This window comes from Pseudonocardia sp. HH130630-07 (genome assembly GCF_001698125.1).
Lineage (GTDB): Bacteria > Actinomycetota > Actinomycetes > Mycobacteriales > Pseudonocardiaceae > Pseudonocardia.
Genome location: NZ_CP013854.1, coordinates 1089844 through 1104770, shown reverse-complemented (window position 1 = coordinate 1104770; position 14927 = coordinate 1089844). Strand labels below are relative to the sequence as shown.

12 protein-coding genes and 4 pseudogenes are annotated in these 14927 nt (G+C 71.1%); 8 read left to right on the top strand and 8 right to left on the bottom strand.

Features of this window, described 5'->3' with window-relative positions; all coding sequences use genetic code 11:
- Position 1: 1 nt before the first annotated feature.
- Complete coding sequence (locus tag AFB00_RS05295) at positions 2-805, bottom strand: MerR family transcriptional regulator (RefSeq protein ID WP_068796285.1); 804 nt, start codon at positions 803-805, stop codon at positions 2-4.
- 203 nt (positions 806-1008) lie between these two features.
- Here AFB00_RS05295 and AFB00_RS05290 point away from each other — a divergent pair, with 203 nt between their 5' ends.
- The 5 genes and pseudogenes from AFB00_RS05290 to AFB00_RS36040 all read left to right on the top strand — a co-directional run.
- Entirely contained in the window at positions 1009-2712 is a 1704-nt protein-coding gene (locus AFB00_RS05290) for a CocE/NonD family hydrolase (protein WP_231974229.1), read from the top strand.
- A gap of 119 nt (positions 2713-2831) precedes the next feature.
- Complete coding sequence (locus AFB00_RS05285; RefSeq protein ID WP_197519761.1) at positions 2832-3974, top strand: sensor histidine kinase; 1143 nt, start codon at positions 2832-2834, stop codon at positions 3972-3974.
- The gene (locus AFB00_RS05280) at positions 3971-4291 is read left to right on the top strand and encodes a response regulator (protein WP_083275293.1); all 321 of its coding nucleotides are present in this window, start codon (positions 3971-3973) and stop codon (positions 4289-4291) included. The genes AFB00_RS05285 and AFB00_RS05280 overlap by 4 nt, the downstream gene beginning before the upstream one ends.
- A 17-nt stretch (positions 4292-4308) precedes the next feature.
- A pseudogene (locus AFB00_RS36045) lies at positions 4309-5246 on the top strand (IS5 family transposase).
- A 277-nt stretch (positions 5247-5523) separates the two neighbouring features.
- Positions 5524-5784, top strand: a pseudogene (locus tag AFB00_RS36040) (CPBP family glutamic-type intramembrane protease); the annotation flags it as partial.
- A 119-nt stretch (positions 5785-5903) separates the two neighbouring features.
- On the opposite strand, the gene AFB00_RS36035 reads toward AFB00_RS36040, so the two are convergent.
- Positions 5904-6293 carry an alpha/beta hydrolase gene (locus AFB00_RS36035; RefSeq protein WP_442965864.1) on the bottom strand — a complete coding sequence of 130 codons (390 nt, stop codon included), beginning with the start codon at positions 6291-6293 and terminating at the stop codon, positions 5904-5906.
- 520 nt (positions 6294-6813) lie between these two features.
- Here AFB00_RS36035 and AFB00_RS05265 point away from each other — a divergent pair.
- Positions 6814-7611 (top strand): transposase family protein, encoded by a 798-nt coding sequence (locus AFB00_RS05265; RefSeq protein WP_068796246.1) that lies wholly within the window; start codon positions 6814-6816, stop codon positions 7609-7611.
- Between the two features lie 317 nt (positions 7612-7928).
- On the opposite strand, the gene AFB00_RS05260 is transcribed toward AFB00_RS05265, so the two are convergent.
- Positions 7929-9005 (bottom strand): ISAs1 family transposase, encoded by a 1077-nt coding sequence (locus tag AFB00_RS05260; protein ID WP_197519760.1) that lies wholly within the window; start codon positions 9003-9005, stop codon positions 7929-7931.
- Between the two features lie 586 nt (positions 9006-9591).
- Here AFB00_RS05260 and AFB00_RS05255 point away from each other — a divergent pair.
- The gene (locus AFB00_RS05255) at positions 9592-10455 is read left to right on the top strand and encodes an IS3 family transposase (protein ID WP_068796281.1); all 864 of its coding nucleotides are present in this window, start codon (positions 9592-9594) and stop codon (positions 10453-10455) included.
- Positions 10456-10484: 29 nt separating this feature from the next.
- Here the strand turns inward: AFB00_RS05255 and AFB00_RS33855 are convergent.
- The 4 genes and pseudogenes from AFB00_RS33855 to istB all read right to left on the bottom strand — a co-directional run.
- A pseudogene (locus AFB00_RS33855) lies at positions 10485-10784 on the bottom strand (transposase); the annotation flags it as partial.
- Positions 10785-11062: 278 nt separating this feature from the next.
- Positions 11063-11248: pseudogene (locus AFB00_RS36030) on the bottom strand (transposase); the annotation flags it as partial.
- 57 nt (positions 11249-11305) lie between these two features.
- Positions 11306-12415 carry an IS630 family transposase gene (locus tag AFB00_RS05245; RefSeq protein WP_231974221.1) on the bottom strand — a complete coding sequence of 370 codons (1110 nt, stop codon included), beginning with the start codon at positions 12413-12415 and terminating at the stop codon, positions 11306-11308.
- Positions 12416-12518: 103 nt separating this feature from the next.
- Positions 12519-13280: an IS21-like element helper ATPase IstB gene (gene istB, locus AFB00_RS05240; RefSeq protein ID WP_068796279.1), complete on the bottom strand. Its 762-nt coding sequence runs from the start codon at positions 13278-13280 to the stop codon at positions 12519-12521.
- A 92-nt stretch (positions 13281-13372) separates the two neighbouring features.
- Between istB and AFB00_RS05235 the strand changes: the two genes are divergently transcribed.
- On the top strand, positions 13373-14200 hold the full coding sequence (locus AFB00_RS05235; RefSeq protein WP_060713947.1) for an IS5 family transposase: 828 nt from the start codon (positions 13373-13375) through the stop codon (positions 14198-14200).
- An 18-nt stretch (positions 14201-14218) separates the two neighbouring features.
- Here AFB00_RS05235 and AFB00_RS05230 read toward each other — a convergent pair whose 3' ends face one another.
- Entirely contained in the window at positions 14219-14812 is a 594-nt protein-coding gene (locus AFB00_RS05230; protein ID WP_060713948.1) for a plasmid pRiA4b ORF-3 family protein, read from the bottom strand.
- Positions 14813-14927: the final 115 nt, after the last annotated feature.

Genomic DNA, 14927 nt, shown 5'->3' with positions numbered 1-14927 from the left:
GTCACTGGCGCGGGACGGGGAGCCCCGCCGCGCGCAACCGGTCCTCGACCAGCTCGGTGAGCCGGGCGAGGGTCGGCATCAGGTCGGCCCGGTGGTTGTTGACCAGCCCGTAGCGGGTGACGGCGTCCGGGGTGGCGAAGACGGCGGCGTGCGCCTGGAGCAGCGCGCGGTCGGAGAGCAGGTTCTCCGCGAGCGCGTCGGCGAGCCCGGGCAGCCGCGGGTCCTCGGGTGCCCAGGCCATCGCGTCCCAGCTGCGTTGTTGCAGCTCGACGTAGGTGGGGTCGCCCAGCCGCTGCTCCAGCTGGGCCACGTGGGCGTCGAACAACACCGGTGCCAGGGCCCTGGCGAGCACGAGCGCCTCGCGCTGGGCGGCCACGTAGTCGGGCCGGAAGCCGAGCGCGGTGAACCGTTCGAGGACGGCGCAGGCCCGGTCGGGCAGCAGCGCCCGGTCGCCGTCGGCCAGCCGGTGCAGCAGCTCGCGGCGGGCCAGCAGAGCGGCGATCCGGTCGTCGAGCTGGCGTCCGACGTCGGCGACGGTGTCGGCGAACGCCTCGGGATCGGCGTCGAGCAGGTCCCCGATCTCGGCGAGTGCCACCCCGGCCTCGGCCAGCGTGCGGACCTGCACCAGCCGGTACAGGTCGGCGGAGGAGTAGCGGCGGTAGCCGGAGCGGTCGCGGCGCGGCTCGTCGAGCAGACCGGACCGGTGGTAGTGCCGGATGGTCTTGATCGTGACGCCGGCGAAGGCCGCGGCCTGCCCGATCGTGAGCCCGCCCCGGGTCGGTCCGGGCTCCGGCGAGGTGGTCATACCGGAACTGTCCGGGTTGACCTCGGGTCAAGGTCAAGCCCGCCGGCCCGCCGAACCGTCTGTGTCGTGGATCACTCCGGCCGATCGTTGAGTGTGCCGCAGCGGCCGAGTGTCTGGTGAACGGGTGATCACCGCGTCCGCGGTGACCCGGACGGAGGGGGACCACGATGTCGGACGGACGGGGGCGCCCCCGCGGGCGGTCCGTGACACTGGCGGTCGCGGCCGCCGCGGTGCTCGTCGTCGGCCTGCTCGCCGGCTGCGCCGCCACCCCGGCGGCCACCGGCGCGGTGGCCACGGCGACCGAGGGCGTCACGCACGCGCAGAACGACCGGGTGCCCGAGGGGGCCGTCTGGACCCAGCACTACTTCCCGTCGGCCGACGGCGTCGAGCTGCACGCCGACGTGCTGCTCCCGGAGGGGCTCGCCGAGGGGCAGAAGGTGCCGGCGATCCTCTCGGCCGGCGCCTACTTCGGGCACTCCGGGGAGATGACGGTGGAGGGCTTCGCGCACACCGGCCCGTCCGGGCGGTTCACCGACCTGGTCACCGAGGGCGGTCTGCTGGACCGGGGCTACGCACTCGTCCTGGTCGACACCCGCGGGTACGGCGGATCCGCCGGCTGCGCCGAGCTGCTCGCCGGCCCGGGGGAGCGGGCCGACGTGTCCGCGGCGATCGGCTGGGCGGCGGCGCAGCCGTGGTCGACCGGCTCGGTCGGCATGTACGGCAAGTCCCAGGACGCGGTGACGGCGCTGGTGGGGAGCACCCTGGACCACCCGGCGCTGAAGGGCGTCATCGCGATGGAGCCGATCTGGGACATCTACCGGAACATGCGCTCCGGCGGCGTCCCCCGCACGACGATCAGCTCGGTGTCCGAGGTCTACAACACGATCGCGACGCTGCCGCAGATGCCCGACGACGACCCGCGCTACCTGGCCAACGCCGGCTACGACGGCCCGACCGGGCCGCACCCGGAGTGCACGGTGGTCAACACCGCGACCTACATGGACCCGAACGAGGACTCCGAGACCTGGCGGGTGCGCGACCTGCCGGAGCGGGCGAAGGGCACGAGCACCCCGCTGTTCGTCACCCAGGGCTTCCTGGAGTGGAACACCGAGGCCGAGGGCATCGAGGAGTTCCTCGCCGGCCACGAGGGCCCGCAGCGCGCCTGGCTGGGGCAGTGGGACCACAAGCGGGGCAACGACCGCACCCCGGACGGGCGGCTGGAGACCGGCCGGGAGGGCTGGTTCGACGAGGCGCTGTCGTTCTACGACGAGCACCTGAAGGGCATCGCACCGCCGGTGGCGTACCCGCCGGTGGCGATCCAGGACAGCACCGGTGCCTGGCGTGCCCAGGACACCTGGCCGGTGTCCGACCGCACGGCGACGGTCGGCCTCGGCGGCGGCTCCTACGTCGACGACGGCCTGCCCGCCGGTCCGCGCAACGCGTTCGTCGCGCGGTCCGAGCCGGTGCCGGCCGCGACCCGGATCACCGGTACCCCGCGGGTGGCGCTGGACGCCCACGGCCACGGCAACGTCTTCGTCCGCCTGCACGACGTCGCGCCGGACGGGACGGCGGTCGTGTTCGACGAGCAGGTCTCGGCACTGCGGCCGGGCGCGACCGCGGTGGAGCTGCGCTCGACGGACTGGACGCTGCCGGCCGGGCACGTCCTGGCGGTGCAGATCGGCACCGTCGAGCCGGGCGTCCCGTACGCCAACGACTGGCTGGTGACGCCGTCGCGGGAGACGGTGACGGTGCGCGACGCGCGACTGACCCTCGCGCTCGACGACCCGTCCGACGACGCCGGGCTCCCGGGCGCCCCGGCCCCCTGGCTGCAGACCTACCGGCAGACGAACGCGTCGAAGCCGGCCGCGGCCGCGCCGTCGTTCACACTGCCCGGCCGTACCGGCTGAGTGCGGTCCGCGGTGCCCGGTCCCGGGGGAGGGGCCGGGCACCGCGACGGCCCTACGGTGGGCGGCGTACGCCGCCGGGCCGACGACACGACGGCCGGACGCGCCTAGGGTCGGGTCCCGTGACGGCATCGCGCCTCCGGTGGGCCCGCCCGGCCCTGCTGCCGGTCGGGCTGCTCGTCGTGCTGGTCGCCGGGTCGCTCGCGGCCCAGCAGCGGCAGGTGCCGCCGCAGCGTCCGCTGGACGTGCTCGGTCTCGCCCTGCTCGTCCTCGCCGTGGCGGCGGTCGCGGTCCGTGGACACCGGCCGCGGGCGGCGTTCGCGGTGACGGTCGGGATCGTCGCCGGGTACCTCGTGCTCGACTACGCCTACGGCCCGGTCTTCCTCGCCGTCTCGGTGACCGCGTTCGCCTTCGCCGGTGCGGTCGGGACCCGGGGCGTCCTGGCCGGGGTGGGCGGGGCCGCCGCGGCGTGGCTGCTCGCCGAGCTGCCGTCGGTGGTGTCGACGAACCGCTGGGAGTCGCTGCTCCCCCTGGCGGCGGGCTTCGCCGGCTGGCTGGTGGTCCCGGTCTGGCTGTCCGCCGTGCGGGCCCGGTCGCGGGCGGCGGCCACGGCCCGGGCCGAGACCCGCAGGCGGGAGCAGGGGGAGCAACGGCTGGAGCTGGCCCGCGAGGTGCACGACGTCGTTGCGCACAACCTCACCGTGATCGGTGTGCAGGCGGGGGCGGCGCTGACCGTGCTCGACCGGGATCCGGAGCACGCCAGGGAGTGCCTGACGGCGGTCGTCCGGACGAACCGCCAGGCGCTGTCCGAGCTGCGCGCCACCATCGACCTGCTCCGGACCGGTTCCGGTACCGGGGACCCGGAGACGTCACCGGACGTCGGCCGGCTGGTGGCGGAGGCGGAACTCGGCGGCACCCGGGTCGGGTTCCGGACGACCGGGCGGCGGCCGGTCGTGCCACCCGGCACCGAGCGCGCGGTGTACCGGATCGTGGCGGTGTACCGGATCGTGCAGGAGTCGCTGACCAACACGATGCGGCACGCGCCGGGTGCGTCGGCGGTGGTCGAGATCCGCTACGACGCCGGCTGCGTGCGTGTCCGGGTGTCCGACGACGGACCCGGTCCGGGAGCGCGTCCGGAGGGACGGGGGATCCTCGGGATGCGGGAACGTGCCGCGGCGGTCGGCGGGACGCTCGTCGTGGGCGGCGCGGACTCCGGCGGCATGCGCGTCGCGGCCGACCTGCCGGTGCCCGGGGCCGTGTCGTGACGCCGGTCCGGGTCCTGCTGGCCGACGACCAGCCGCTGATCCGGGCGGGGATCCGCACCGTCGTCGACTGTGCGGAGGACCTGACGGTCGTCGGGGAGGCCGCCGACGGCGCGGCGGCGGTGGAACTGGTCGGCGCACAGCGGCCGGACGTGGTGCTGATGGATATCCGGATGCCGGGCACCGACGGCCTCGCCGCGCTGCGCCGGATCACCGCCGACCCGGCGTCCGCGGGGGTCCGGGTGATCATGCTGACCACCTTCGCCCTAGGGCGTGTCTCCCATATGGGTGTCCGGACTGCCGGCAGGATGAGCCGGTGAGTTCGTCGAGGTTCGCGCTGCTCTCGGATGCTCAGTGGCAGTTGATCGGGCCGCTGCTGCCCTCCAACGCCGGGCGGCGTGGGCACCCGTTCGGCGAGGATCGCCGCGTGGTGGAGGGGATCATCTTCCGATACCGAACCGGGATCCCCTGGCGAGATCTGCCGCGGGAGCAGTTCGGGCCCTGGCAAACGGTGTGGAAGCGACACCGCCGCTACGCCGCTGACGGCACCTGGGACACCGTGCTGGCCGCACTGTTGGCCCAGGCCGACGCCAAGGGCGAGATCGACTGGACGGTGTTGACAGGTGTCGGTGGACGCCACGATCAACCGGGCGCACCAGCACGCCACGAACACCACCCGCCCCGAGCAGGACACAGGGGGCACGGTCGAACTACACGAAATCCCCTGACGGGTTCATGCCCAGCCCGCTCGGCGGACCGCGAGAACCCGCAGGTCACGGCATCGGCCGTTCCCGTGGCGGGCTGACGACGAAGATCCATGCCGCGGTCGACCGGCGGGGCCGGCCGCTGGCGGTGGTGGTGACCGGCGGGCAGCGCAACGACGGCGCCATGCTCGAGCAGGTCCTGGCCGACATCCGCGTCCCCCGCCTCGGCGCGGGACGGTCCCGCACCCGACCCGACGCCGTGGTGGCCGACCGGGCCTACTCATCCGGGGTCAACCGGCGCGCACTGGCCCGCCGCTCGATCACCACCGTCATCCCGCAGAAACGCGACGAGATCGCCGCCCGCAAACGCCGCGGCTCCCTCGGCGGCAGACCACCCGGACTCGACGTTGAGACCTACAAGGGCCGCAACGTCGTGGAACGCCACTTCGCCCTGACCAAGCAGTGGCGCGGGCTGGCCACCCGCTACGACAAACTCGCCATCACCTATCGCGCCGCCACCGTCCTCAGCGCCTGCATCACCTGGTCACGCCTATTGGGAGACATGCCCTAGTCGTCGCGCTGGCGTCGTTCGCCCCGTGGCGTACGGGATCGGGTACCTGTTGCAGCAGCTGGGCCTGCGACCGCTGGCGCTCGGCCTGCTGCTCGCCGCTCTGTCCAGCGTAGCGGGTGTCGCGGGCTTCGTCGTCGCGGTGTCGCTGCGGTTGCGTTCAGCCGCGGACTTCGGGGTCGTCCGCACCTCTGCACGCTGGATCCTGCTCGGCGTCGCAGGCGGCTTGCTCACCTTCGTGCTCAGCCGGGTGTTGGGTGTCGTGCTGTTCGCGCTTGGAATGGCGCCGGAGAACGTCCAGCAGCCCTTCACCGATGCCCGCGGCGCTGGGCTCTGGTCGGTCCTGCTGTCGCTGCTGTTCCTGGCCGTCCTCACGCCTCTCGGGAAGGAACTCGTCTTCCGCGGTGTGGTCGCCACCGTCCTGCTGCGCTACGGCGCACTCGTCGGTGTCCTGGGCAGCGCGGTGATCTTTGCCGTGATGCACGGAATCAACGCCGCGCTGGTCACGGCGCTGATCGTCGGCCTGGTTACCGGCGAGCTGCGTCGCCGCAGCGATTCGGTGTGGCCCGGCGTCGCCGTGCACCTGGTGAACAACGCTCTTGCCCAGGGCACAGCACTCGCACTCGCCGCGGGCTGTGACCGCTACCGGGGCCCGACACATCAGATGGTGCAGTGGGCCCCGGTCGGTGGGGTACGCAAGTCGATCAGATACGTGGCTACGGCGTCGTCGACGCACAGGTTCCCGGCCACGAACGCAACTCCGTGCTGGGCTCCCTCGACAGTCAGCAGACTCCCGCGGAGGCGCTCGGCCACGGTGATCCCGCCCTTGTGGGGCGTGCCAGGGTCGCCGGTGACGGAGACGGTGAGCGTCGGCGGCACCTCGGCGTTTCCGGTCAACCAGGGAAGCGGCCTGCTGACGGGCTCGGGCCACGCTGCACATTCGTAGTGGGTCGGCCGCGCGCTGCCACCGGGGTCGAGGAACGGGGCCGCAGCGTAGGCGCGGTCACGGAACTCGGCCTGCTCGCCGGCGCTGCGGCGCGGGTTGTCCATGCAACGGATCGCTAGGTTCGCTTCCATATGGATTGCACCGCCGTAACGGCCGTCCGGCCCTCGCCCGACGACGGCGTCGCGTAGGGCGAGCAGGGTGTCACCGCGCCCGGTCGCGAGTTCACGCAGGCCCTGCAGCAGCGCCTGGCGCGAGATCGGGGAGAACAAGGACAGCGACGTGGCCCGCACGGCGTCGGCGTAGCTCAGCCCCCGTCCGTCGGTGGTAGGCGCGGGTCGCTCCTGCAACGGGCGGACGAGTGTGTGGAAGGCATCGGTCGCCCGGACCGGGTCGGAGCCGAGCGGGCAGGCCGGCCCGCTCGCACAGGTCGCAGCGAGTTCGTCGAACGTCTGCTGCCACGCGGCGAGCTGGGACAGTCGGAACTCGGTCTCGGACAGTGAGCCTTTGCCAACCTGGTGTTCGGGCTCGTCAGGGCGGCTACGGCGTGGCGTGCCCTCGGATGGGTGAAGCTCCTGGTAGACGGGCGATTGCTGAGATCGAAACCGTCCGACCAGGAGCTTCAAGGTGCTGTCCTACCCGTCCGGGATGACCGTGTCCAGCCGTGCCCTGCACGTACTCTCTGACGCGCTGCGCGCGCACCGCAACCAGCGGGCGACCCGGTGGCGGAAGCTGACGTGCGGCCGCCAGGCCCTGCTCGTGGTCGCCCACCTGCGCAAGGGCGAGACCTACACCGACCTCGCCTGCGGTTTCCGGGTCGGGACCTCGACGGTCTACCGCTACCTGCGCGAGGCGATCGAGCTGCTCGCGGCGATGGCCCCGACCCTGGAGCAGGCGATCGACGTCGCCATCGGGAAAGCGTTCGTCATCCTCGACGGCACCCTGCTGCGCATCGACCGCGTCGGGATGGCCTCGGGCTATGACCGCGGGTTCTACTCCGGCAAGCACAAGTGCCACGGACTCAACGTCCAGGTCATCGCCGACCCCGCCGGCCGGCTGGTGTGGATCTCCCCGCCGCTTCCCGGAGCCCGCCACGACATAGGCGCCGCCCGCGAGCACGGCATCATCGACGCCCTGACCGAGCACCGGATCCGGGCGGCTGCCGACACCGCATATCAGGGCGCCGGCCCGACGGTCGCGGTCCCGCACCGGCGGCGACGCAAGGACCCCGACACCGGCCGGTTCCGCCCGCTGTCGCACAACCAGCGCGAGGTCAACGCCGCTCACTCACGCCGCCGCGGACCCGGTGAGCGGGTCAACGCCGAGCTGAAGAACTGGAAGATCCTGCGCAAGATCCGCTCCAGCCCGAACCGGGCCGGACAGCTCATCGCCGCAGTTCAGACCCTCATGATCGTCAACACCTGACCAGGTTGGCAAAGGCTCAGTGAGCCTTTTTCAACCTGACCAGCGAGCTTCTGCGTCAGGAGATCGCGAAGGTTGCAGCGCAACTGCTCTGACCACAGCTGCACAGGTCACCGGCTCGCCAGCTCGGCGTCTGCACCCACACAACCAGGCCCCTGAGCTGCCGGAACGGCAGGTTGAAAAGGGCTCAGTAACTTAGCGGGGTGTGTCGCTGCCCTGTAGGTCTCTGGCTGGTTGCCGGGTCGCCTGGTCACTGAGGTGTTCTCAGAGCGTGTTTGAGAAGATCAGGTTGTAGGCGTGAACCCAGGGTCCCGGCAAAGTCACGTGATCTTGTAGGTGTGCAGGGCCCGGGAGGCGTCGCGGGCGTGGTGGCGCAGTGCGGCGGCGATGTTGGTGACCCCGTCCAGGCGTAGCGCGGTGATGGCCAGGTTCCGCAGCGCGGCCATGGTCTGTGGCCCGGCGCCGGTACGCACTGCTGATCGGTCCTCGTCGAAGGAGACATCGCGGACCCAGTGCAGCCGGTTCTCGATGCCCCAGTGCCCGCGGATCCAGCCGGCGAGCAGCGCCGGATCAGCGTCCGCGCCGCCCAGGCTGGTGATCGCGTAGACGGTGACCACCCTCCAGCGCCCGCCGGGTCGCAGCGGGCGGCGCCGACGGATCACTCTGATCGCCTGAGCGGCGTGCGGGAAGAACTCGCCCCCGCCGTCCGGACACGGATCCAGGGCGACCACGCTGATCGTGCGGGTCTCGATCCGGCCGTGTCCACGAGCGCGTTGTTGCGTGCACGGTCCGACCGCCGACCACGGGATCCGGCGCAGCCGGGCGAGCAGACCGGGCTGGTTGGCCTTGACCGTCATGACGTAGTGCCCGCCACGTTCATACAGGTAATCGGCGTGCGTGCGCTGAGTGTGCAGGGCATCTGCGGTCACGACGACGCCATGCAGGTCCAGTCCGGACAGCACGGTCACGGCGGCAGTCAGCTCCGCAGCCTTGGCCGGGACCTGGGTCTGGGCCAGCACGACGCCGCTGGCCTGATCGATCACCGACACCAGATGTGGGAGTCCGTCGGGGGTACGGGCGCCGCGCACGGTCTTGCCGTCCAGTGCCCAGACCGGTCGCTGTTCTCGACGGGGCCGATCGACACCGGTCGGTCGTGTACCCAGCTGCGCGCTGGTCCAGGACCCCCGGGCTGCTTCCAGCGCGGCGGGATCGAGCTGCTGGAGCAGCCGGCGGATCGTCGACTCGTGTGGTACCACCAGCGCCGCGTGTTCCGGGTCGATGGCGAGCCGGTCGGCGAGTTCGACCAGCACGCCGGCGCCGACGTCACGGGCGTGTTCGGCGATCGCGGTGAACGAGCGGGCACCGGCCAGCACCGCGCACGCAGCCAGCACCAGCACCGGCAACAGGGCATGACGGACTCCGCGAGCTCGTCGCGGGTCGGGCACTGAGCCCTTTTCAACCTGCCGTTCCGGCAGCTCAGGGGCCTGGTTGTGTGGGTGCAGACGCCGAGCTGGCGAGCCGGTGACCTGTGCAGTGATGGCGCTAATTGAATCTCCCCAGTTCTGCTAGATCAACGTCCACAGGTTGAGCACGGGTCCCGGCGTGGCGTCGAGACCGAGTCAGGGCTTGCCGCTGAGCTGCCGGTGATGAGTGAGCACCGGCGGAGTGGTGGGAGGCCCGGGTGTTGTCCTGGGAGGCTGATGTGGAAGCGCACGCGCTTCGGGAGCAGGGCTGGACGATCTCAGCGATCGCCCGGCATCTGGGCCATGACCGCAAGACCATCCGCGCGTACTTGTCCGGCGCACGGGTCCCCGAGCGGCGGGTCCGCCGGGAACCGACCCTGACCGAGCCGTTCCTGGAGTACTGCCGGCTGCGGCTGGGTGAGGACCCACATCTGTGGGCGTCGACGCTGCACGACGAGCTGGTCGGACTCGGGTTCAACCGGGTCGTATCCGTCGTTGACCGCGGCTCACCTTCCACCGGGTGCCGCACACGCTGGCCTGCGCCCTGTTGGGGGTGTCGATCTCCTGGTTGTACAAGTGGCTCGACCGCGCCGCGCGTTCCGACGGTGGTGCCACCGCGACCGAGAAGCGCCGCTGCGCGTTGGACGCCGCCGTGGCCGTGGCGTTCGACGACGCCCAGCGGCTACACGGCTCACCCCGTCTGCACGCCGACCTGTGTGAGGCCGGATGGCGGGTGTCGGAGAAGACCGTGGCGGACTCGATGCGCCGCCAGGGCCTGGTCGCCCGCCGGATCAAGCGGCACAACGGGCTGACCCGCCAGGACCGCACGGCGCCGAAGTTCCCGGACCTGCTTCGTCGGGGTTTCACTGCGGCCGAGCCGAACCGCAGATGGGTCGGGGACATGACCGAGATCCCCACCGCGGCCGGGAAGTTGTATCTGGCCACGGTGATCGACCTGTACTCGCGGCGGCTGCTCGGCGCGGCCACGGGGCTGCACCCGAACGCCGAGCTGGCGTGTGCGGCGATCCGGATGGCGGTGGCGGCCCGCGGCGGGGCGGACCGAATCGCCGGGGTGATCTTCCACACCGACCGCGGGTCGACCTACACCGCGGGCGCGTTCACCGCTCTGTGTCGGCGGCTCGACATCCGTCAGTCGATGGGCCGGGTCGGGTCGTGTTTCGACAATGCCGCGGCGGAGGCGTTCTTCTCCAGCCTGGAGTGGGAAGTGCTGTCCCGCAACGACTTCGACACCATCAGTAGGGCGCGGGCGGCGGTCATCGACTGGTGTTACGGCTTCTACAACCACCGGCGGCGACACAGTGCCGCCGCCGGGCTCTCACCGATCAACTACGAGAACGCCGCCCTCACCCGAGACGCGGCATAAGAACCCTCCACGATCTCGGGGGAACCGCAGCCGCGGCGTTTGCGGGCGGCGATCTCGTCGCGTTTCTGCGGGATGACGGTGGTGATCGAGCGGCGGGCCAGTGCGCGCCGGTTGACCCCGGATGAGTAGGCCCGGTCGGCCACCACGGCGTCGGGTCGGGTGCGGGACCGTCCCGCGCCGAGGCGGGGGACGCGGATGTCGGCCAGGACCTGCTCGAGCATGGCGCCGTCGTTGCGCTGCCCGCCGGTCACCACCACCGCCAGCGGCCGGCCCCGCCGGTCGACCGCGGCATGGATCTTCGTCGTCAGCCCGCCACGGGAACGGCCGATGCCGTGACCTGCGGGTTCTCGCGGTCCGCCGAGCGGGCTGGGCATGAACCCGTCAGGGGATTTCGTGTAGTTCGACCGTGCCCCCTGTGTCCTGCTCGGGGCGGGTGGTGTTCGTGGCGTGCTGGTGCGCCCGGTTGATCGTGGCGTCCACCGACACCTGTCAACACCGTCCAGTCGATCTCGCCCTTGGCGTCGGCCTGGGCCAACAGTGCGGCCAGCACGGTGTCCCAGGTGCCGTCAGCGGCGTAGCGGCGGTGTCGCTTCCACACCGTTTGCCAGGGCCCGAACTGCTCCCGCGGCAGATCTCGCCAGGGGATCCCGGTTCGGTATCGGAAGATGATCCCCTCCACCACGCGGCGATCCTCGCCGAACGGGTGCCCACGCCGCCCGGCGTTGGAGGGCAGCAGCGGCCCGATCAACTGCCACTGAGCATCCGAGAGCAGCGCGAACCTCGACGAACTCACCGGCTCATCCTGCCGGCAGTCCGGACACCCATATGGGAGACACGCCCTAGTGCCTCGTCAGGCAATGTTGGGTAGGTAATCCGGCCTGCGGATCTTGGACTCGGGCGCGAAGTGTTTCTTGGGTCGGGCGTGGCGGTTGGCCCAGCGGATGTAGCCGGCGATCGCGGCTTCCTGGGCGGTGTGGGAGGGGTAGTCGCTGCCGTCGAGGGTGAAGTAGCGCAGCGCGGTGAACTCCGACTCGATCCAGTTCAGCCAGGACGCGTTCGTGGGGGTGAGCACCAGCTCGACGTCGTGGTCGTGGCACCAGTGCGCGACATCGGTGCGCAGGTGCGGGGAGAAGTTGTCGCAGACCACGTGCAGACCGCCGGTGGGGAAACGGCGGCGCAGCTGGCGGAGGAAGTCGAGGAACTCGCGGCCGCGTTTGCGGTCACGGAGCCGGTAGAACAGCTGCCCGGAGGCCAGGTCCAGACCGGCGAACATGTGCCGGACCCCGCTGTGACGGCTATAGGTGGCCCGTAGCCGGGCCGGGCGCCGGATCGGGAACCAGCCCCGACCGGGGCGGGGCAGCAGGTTCAGCGGCCCGAACTCATCGACACAGATCACCCGCGCACCCGGTTCGAGGCGACCGTCGGCGGCGCGGTCGTAGAGGTCGAGGATCCGGTTCATCTTCTCCACGAACCGCGGGTCCCGGCTGGCCTTCCAGGTCTTCGTGGCCTGCCAGCGGACCCCGGCGTCACGCAGGACCTGGCGGACGGTCTCGACGCTGATCACGACCCGGTGTGCGGCGGCGAGGTGTTCGACCAGCTTGGCCAGGCTCCAGGTGGTGAACGGCAACCCGACCTGCTGGGGCGGGGTGCGAGCGACCCGGCAGATCAGCTCACGGACGTGGGGACCGAACCTACGGGGTCGGCCCCCGCTCCATTTTGGGTCCAAAGCGGCGAAGCCCTGCTGGTTGAACGCGTGGATCACCTCCCGCGCGTACTGCGGCTTCGCCGCGAACATCATCGCGGCCTCGGTCGCGGTCCGGCCCTGCACCGAGGCCAGCACGATCCCCGCCCGCCGCAACCGGACCCGGTCCCGCGCCGTGCGCGTGATCCTGACCAATCGCTGGGCCTCGTCCGGGGTCAGTCCCCGGACGAACACCTCCGGCTGTCGCGCCACGGCCATCACCTCCGGCGCACAGCCTCCTGCGCCAGACCGGGACGGATCAAGCCGACACGATTACGTCCCCAACGTTCCCGGACGCGGCACTAGCTATGAGGGTGCCTGGTCAGCTTGCGCTGCTGCGGTCTTTCGCGAGGAGTTCGCGGCGGGCGCGGGTGCGGTAGGAGTCCCCGGACAGGGTCAACACTTCGGCGTGGTGGACCAGGCGGTCGATCAGCGCTGCGGCGACGACGTCGTCGGAGAACGTCTCGCCCCACCGCCCGAAGGGCAGGTTCGAGGTGACCATCACCGAGGCCTGCTCATAGCGGGAGGCGATGAGCTGGAAGAACAGGTTCGCCGCGTCCTGGTCGAACGGGATGTAACCGACCTCGTCGATGATGATCAGCCGGTAACGGCGGATCTTCTTCAGCTCGGCCTCGAGGGTGCCGGTGTGGTGGGCCGCGGCGAGGCGGGCGATCCAGTTGGAGGCGGTGTCGAACAGGACCGAGTGCCCGGCCTGGGCGGCTTTGACCCCGAGCCCGATCGCGAGGTGGGTCTTCCCGATCCCGGGTGGTCCGAGCAGGATCACGTTTTCCGCCTTCGACACGAACGTGCCCGTGGCCAGGTGAGCGAGCAGGTCGCGACGCAGGGAGGGCAGGTGGTCGAGGTTGAAGTCCTCCAACGTTTTGACCTGCGGGAAGTGCGCGGTCCGGATCCGCATCGTGGTCCCGGCGGCTTCGCGGTCGGCGACCTGGCGGGCCAGCAGCGCGGCGAGGAACTCCTCGTGGGACCAGTTCTGGTCCCGGGCCTGTTCGGCCATCTGCTCCCAGCAGGCCGCGATCGTGGGGACCTTCAACGCCCGGGTCAGGTAGGCCAGCTGAGCGCCCAACCCGTCCGAGCCGGTCGTCTTAGAGGTCGTTGCAGAAGTCGGGGCGTGTTGGTCCTATGTAGATGGACCTGGTCGGGTGATGCTCAGAGTTGATGGCAAGGGCATCGACGGTCGAACGACTGGTCACCGACGAGCTGTGGGAGCTGATTGAGCCGCTGCTTCCCCGTCCTCGGCCACGTCGGCGAGGCGCGCGGACCGGCCGGCCACCAGTACCGGACCGGGCCGCGCTGGCGGGGATCGTGTTCGTGCTGACCACGGGGATCGGCTGGAACGACCTGCCGCCCGAGTTGGGCTGTGGATCAGGGACCACCTGCTGGCGACGGCTACGCGACTGGCAGCGGGCGGGGGTCTGGGATGAGCTGCACCGAGTAGTGCTCGATCGGCTCGGCCAGGCCGGGGTTCTGGACTGGTCGCGAGCTGCGGTGGACTCGGTCAGCGTGCGCGCCAAGCGTCGCGGCGAACAGACGGGGCCCTCGCCGACCGATCGTGGGAAGGCCGGGTCGAAGTACCACGTGTTATGCGACCGCAACGGCCTGCCGCTGCACGCGGTCGTGACCGGCGCGAACACCCACGACAGCCGGATACTGGCCGAGCTGCTCGACACCAACCCCGGCGTCCGCGAACGGCGCGGCCAGGCCGGACGCCCGCGGCGGCGTCCCGGCAAGCTGCACGCCGACAAGGGCTACGACTATCCACGGTGTCGCCGCTACCTGACCGGGCGCGGGATCGGGGTGCGGATCGCTCGCCGCGGAGTCGAAGACTCCTCCCGGCTCGGCCGGGTCCGGTGGGTCGTGGAGCGCACGATGGCCTGGCTGCTGTCGTTCCGGCGGCTCGGGCTGCGCTACGAACGCTCCCGCACCAGCATCGAGGCCTTGCTGAAACTGGCGTGCGCGTTGATCTGTTTGCGCCGTCTGCCCTGAACGACCCCTCGCGGTGGATCAGGACCGCGCCGTCGCGCTCGCCCCGGCCAAACGCTCCAGCGCTCGGTCGGTGGCGACGAGGTCGAAGTGGTGTGGGTCGAACCGGTCCGAGCCCCACCACTCGACCCGCTCGGCGTGCTCAGCATGATCGGGATCGGCGAGCGCGTCGACGAACTCCGAGTAGCCGAACACCCCGCCCACATCCTCGGGCGGACACGCACCCTGACCCTCGACACAGCGTGGGTACCGCACCCCAGGCTCTGGGATGGTGACCGCGTCGACGACCAAAACGTGGTGCCAGTTGTCGCCGAAGTCGTAGACGTAGCCGGCGTCATCACCGGCAGCCAGCACCCGGAACAACTTCGTCTTGGCCTCGTCGAGCGTGCCGGTGTCCCAATCCGGATCAGGCAGCCCGTAGCGGACACCGTCGATCTCGAATTCGTGCAGGTGGGAGTTGGTCCAGCCCATCGCGTCCTGCACGACCTCGTGCAGGACCGCGAGGCTGGCCTCACCCGGAACCTCGACCACCCGTCGCACGGTCGGCTCGACATCGACCAACACGATCTCGATCCGGAAGATCTTCGTCTTCGTCGTCACCCGAGGCCTCGCCATGCTGCGATGCTCCCACCGCTCCTCGCACCCCCAGCACCCGCTCCCGGACTTCTGCAACGACCTCTTAGTCGCGGTGGTGCGGGTCCCATTCGTGCCGGCAGTAGCGCTGGTCGGG

What these genes read in the sequence shown, in the direction of transcription:
- AFB00_RS05295 (WP_068796285.1), bottom strand. Translation starts at nt 805, where the DNA reads ATGACCACCTCGCCGGAGCCCGGACCGACCCGGGGCGGGCTCACGATC.
- AFB00_RS36035 (WP_442965864.1), bottom strand. Translation starts at nt 6,293, where the DNA reads ATGGACAACCCGCGCCGCAGCGCCGGCGAGCAGGCCGAGTTCCGTGAC.
- AFB00_RS05245 (WP_231974221.1), bottom strand. Translation starts at nt 12,415, where the DNA reads ATGGCCGTGGCGCGACAGCCGGAGGTGTTCGTCCGGGGACTGACCCCG.
- AFB00_RS05235 (WP_060713947.1), top strand. Translation starts at nt 13,373, where the DNA reads ATGGCAAGGGCATCGACGGTCGAACGACTGGTCACCGACGAGCTGTGG.
- AFB00_RS05230 (WP_060713948.1), bottom strand. Translation starts at nt 14,812, where the DNA reads ATGGCGAGGCCTCGGGTGACGACGAAGACGAAGATCTTCCGGATCGAG.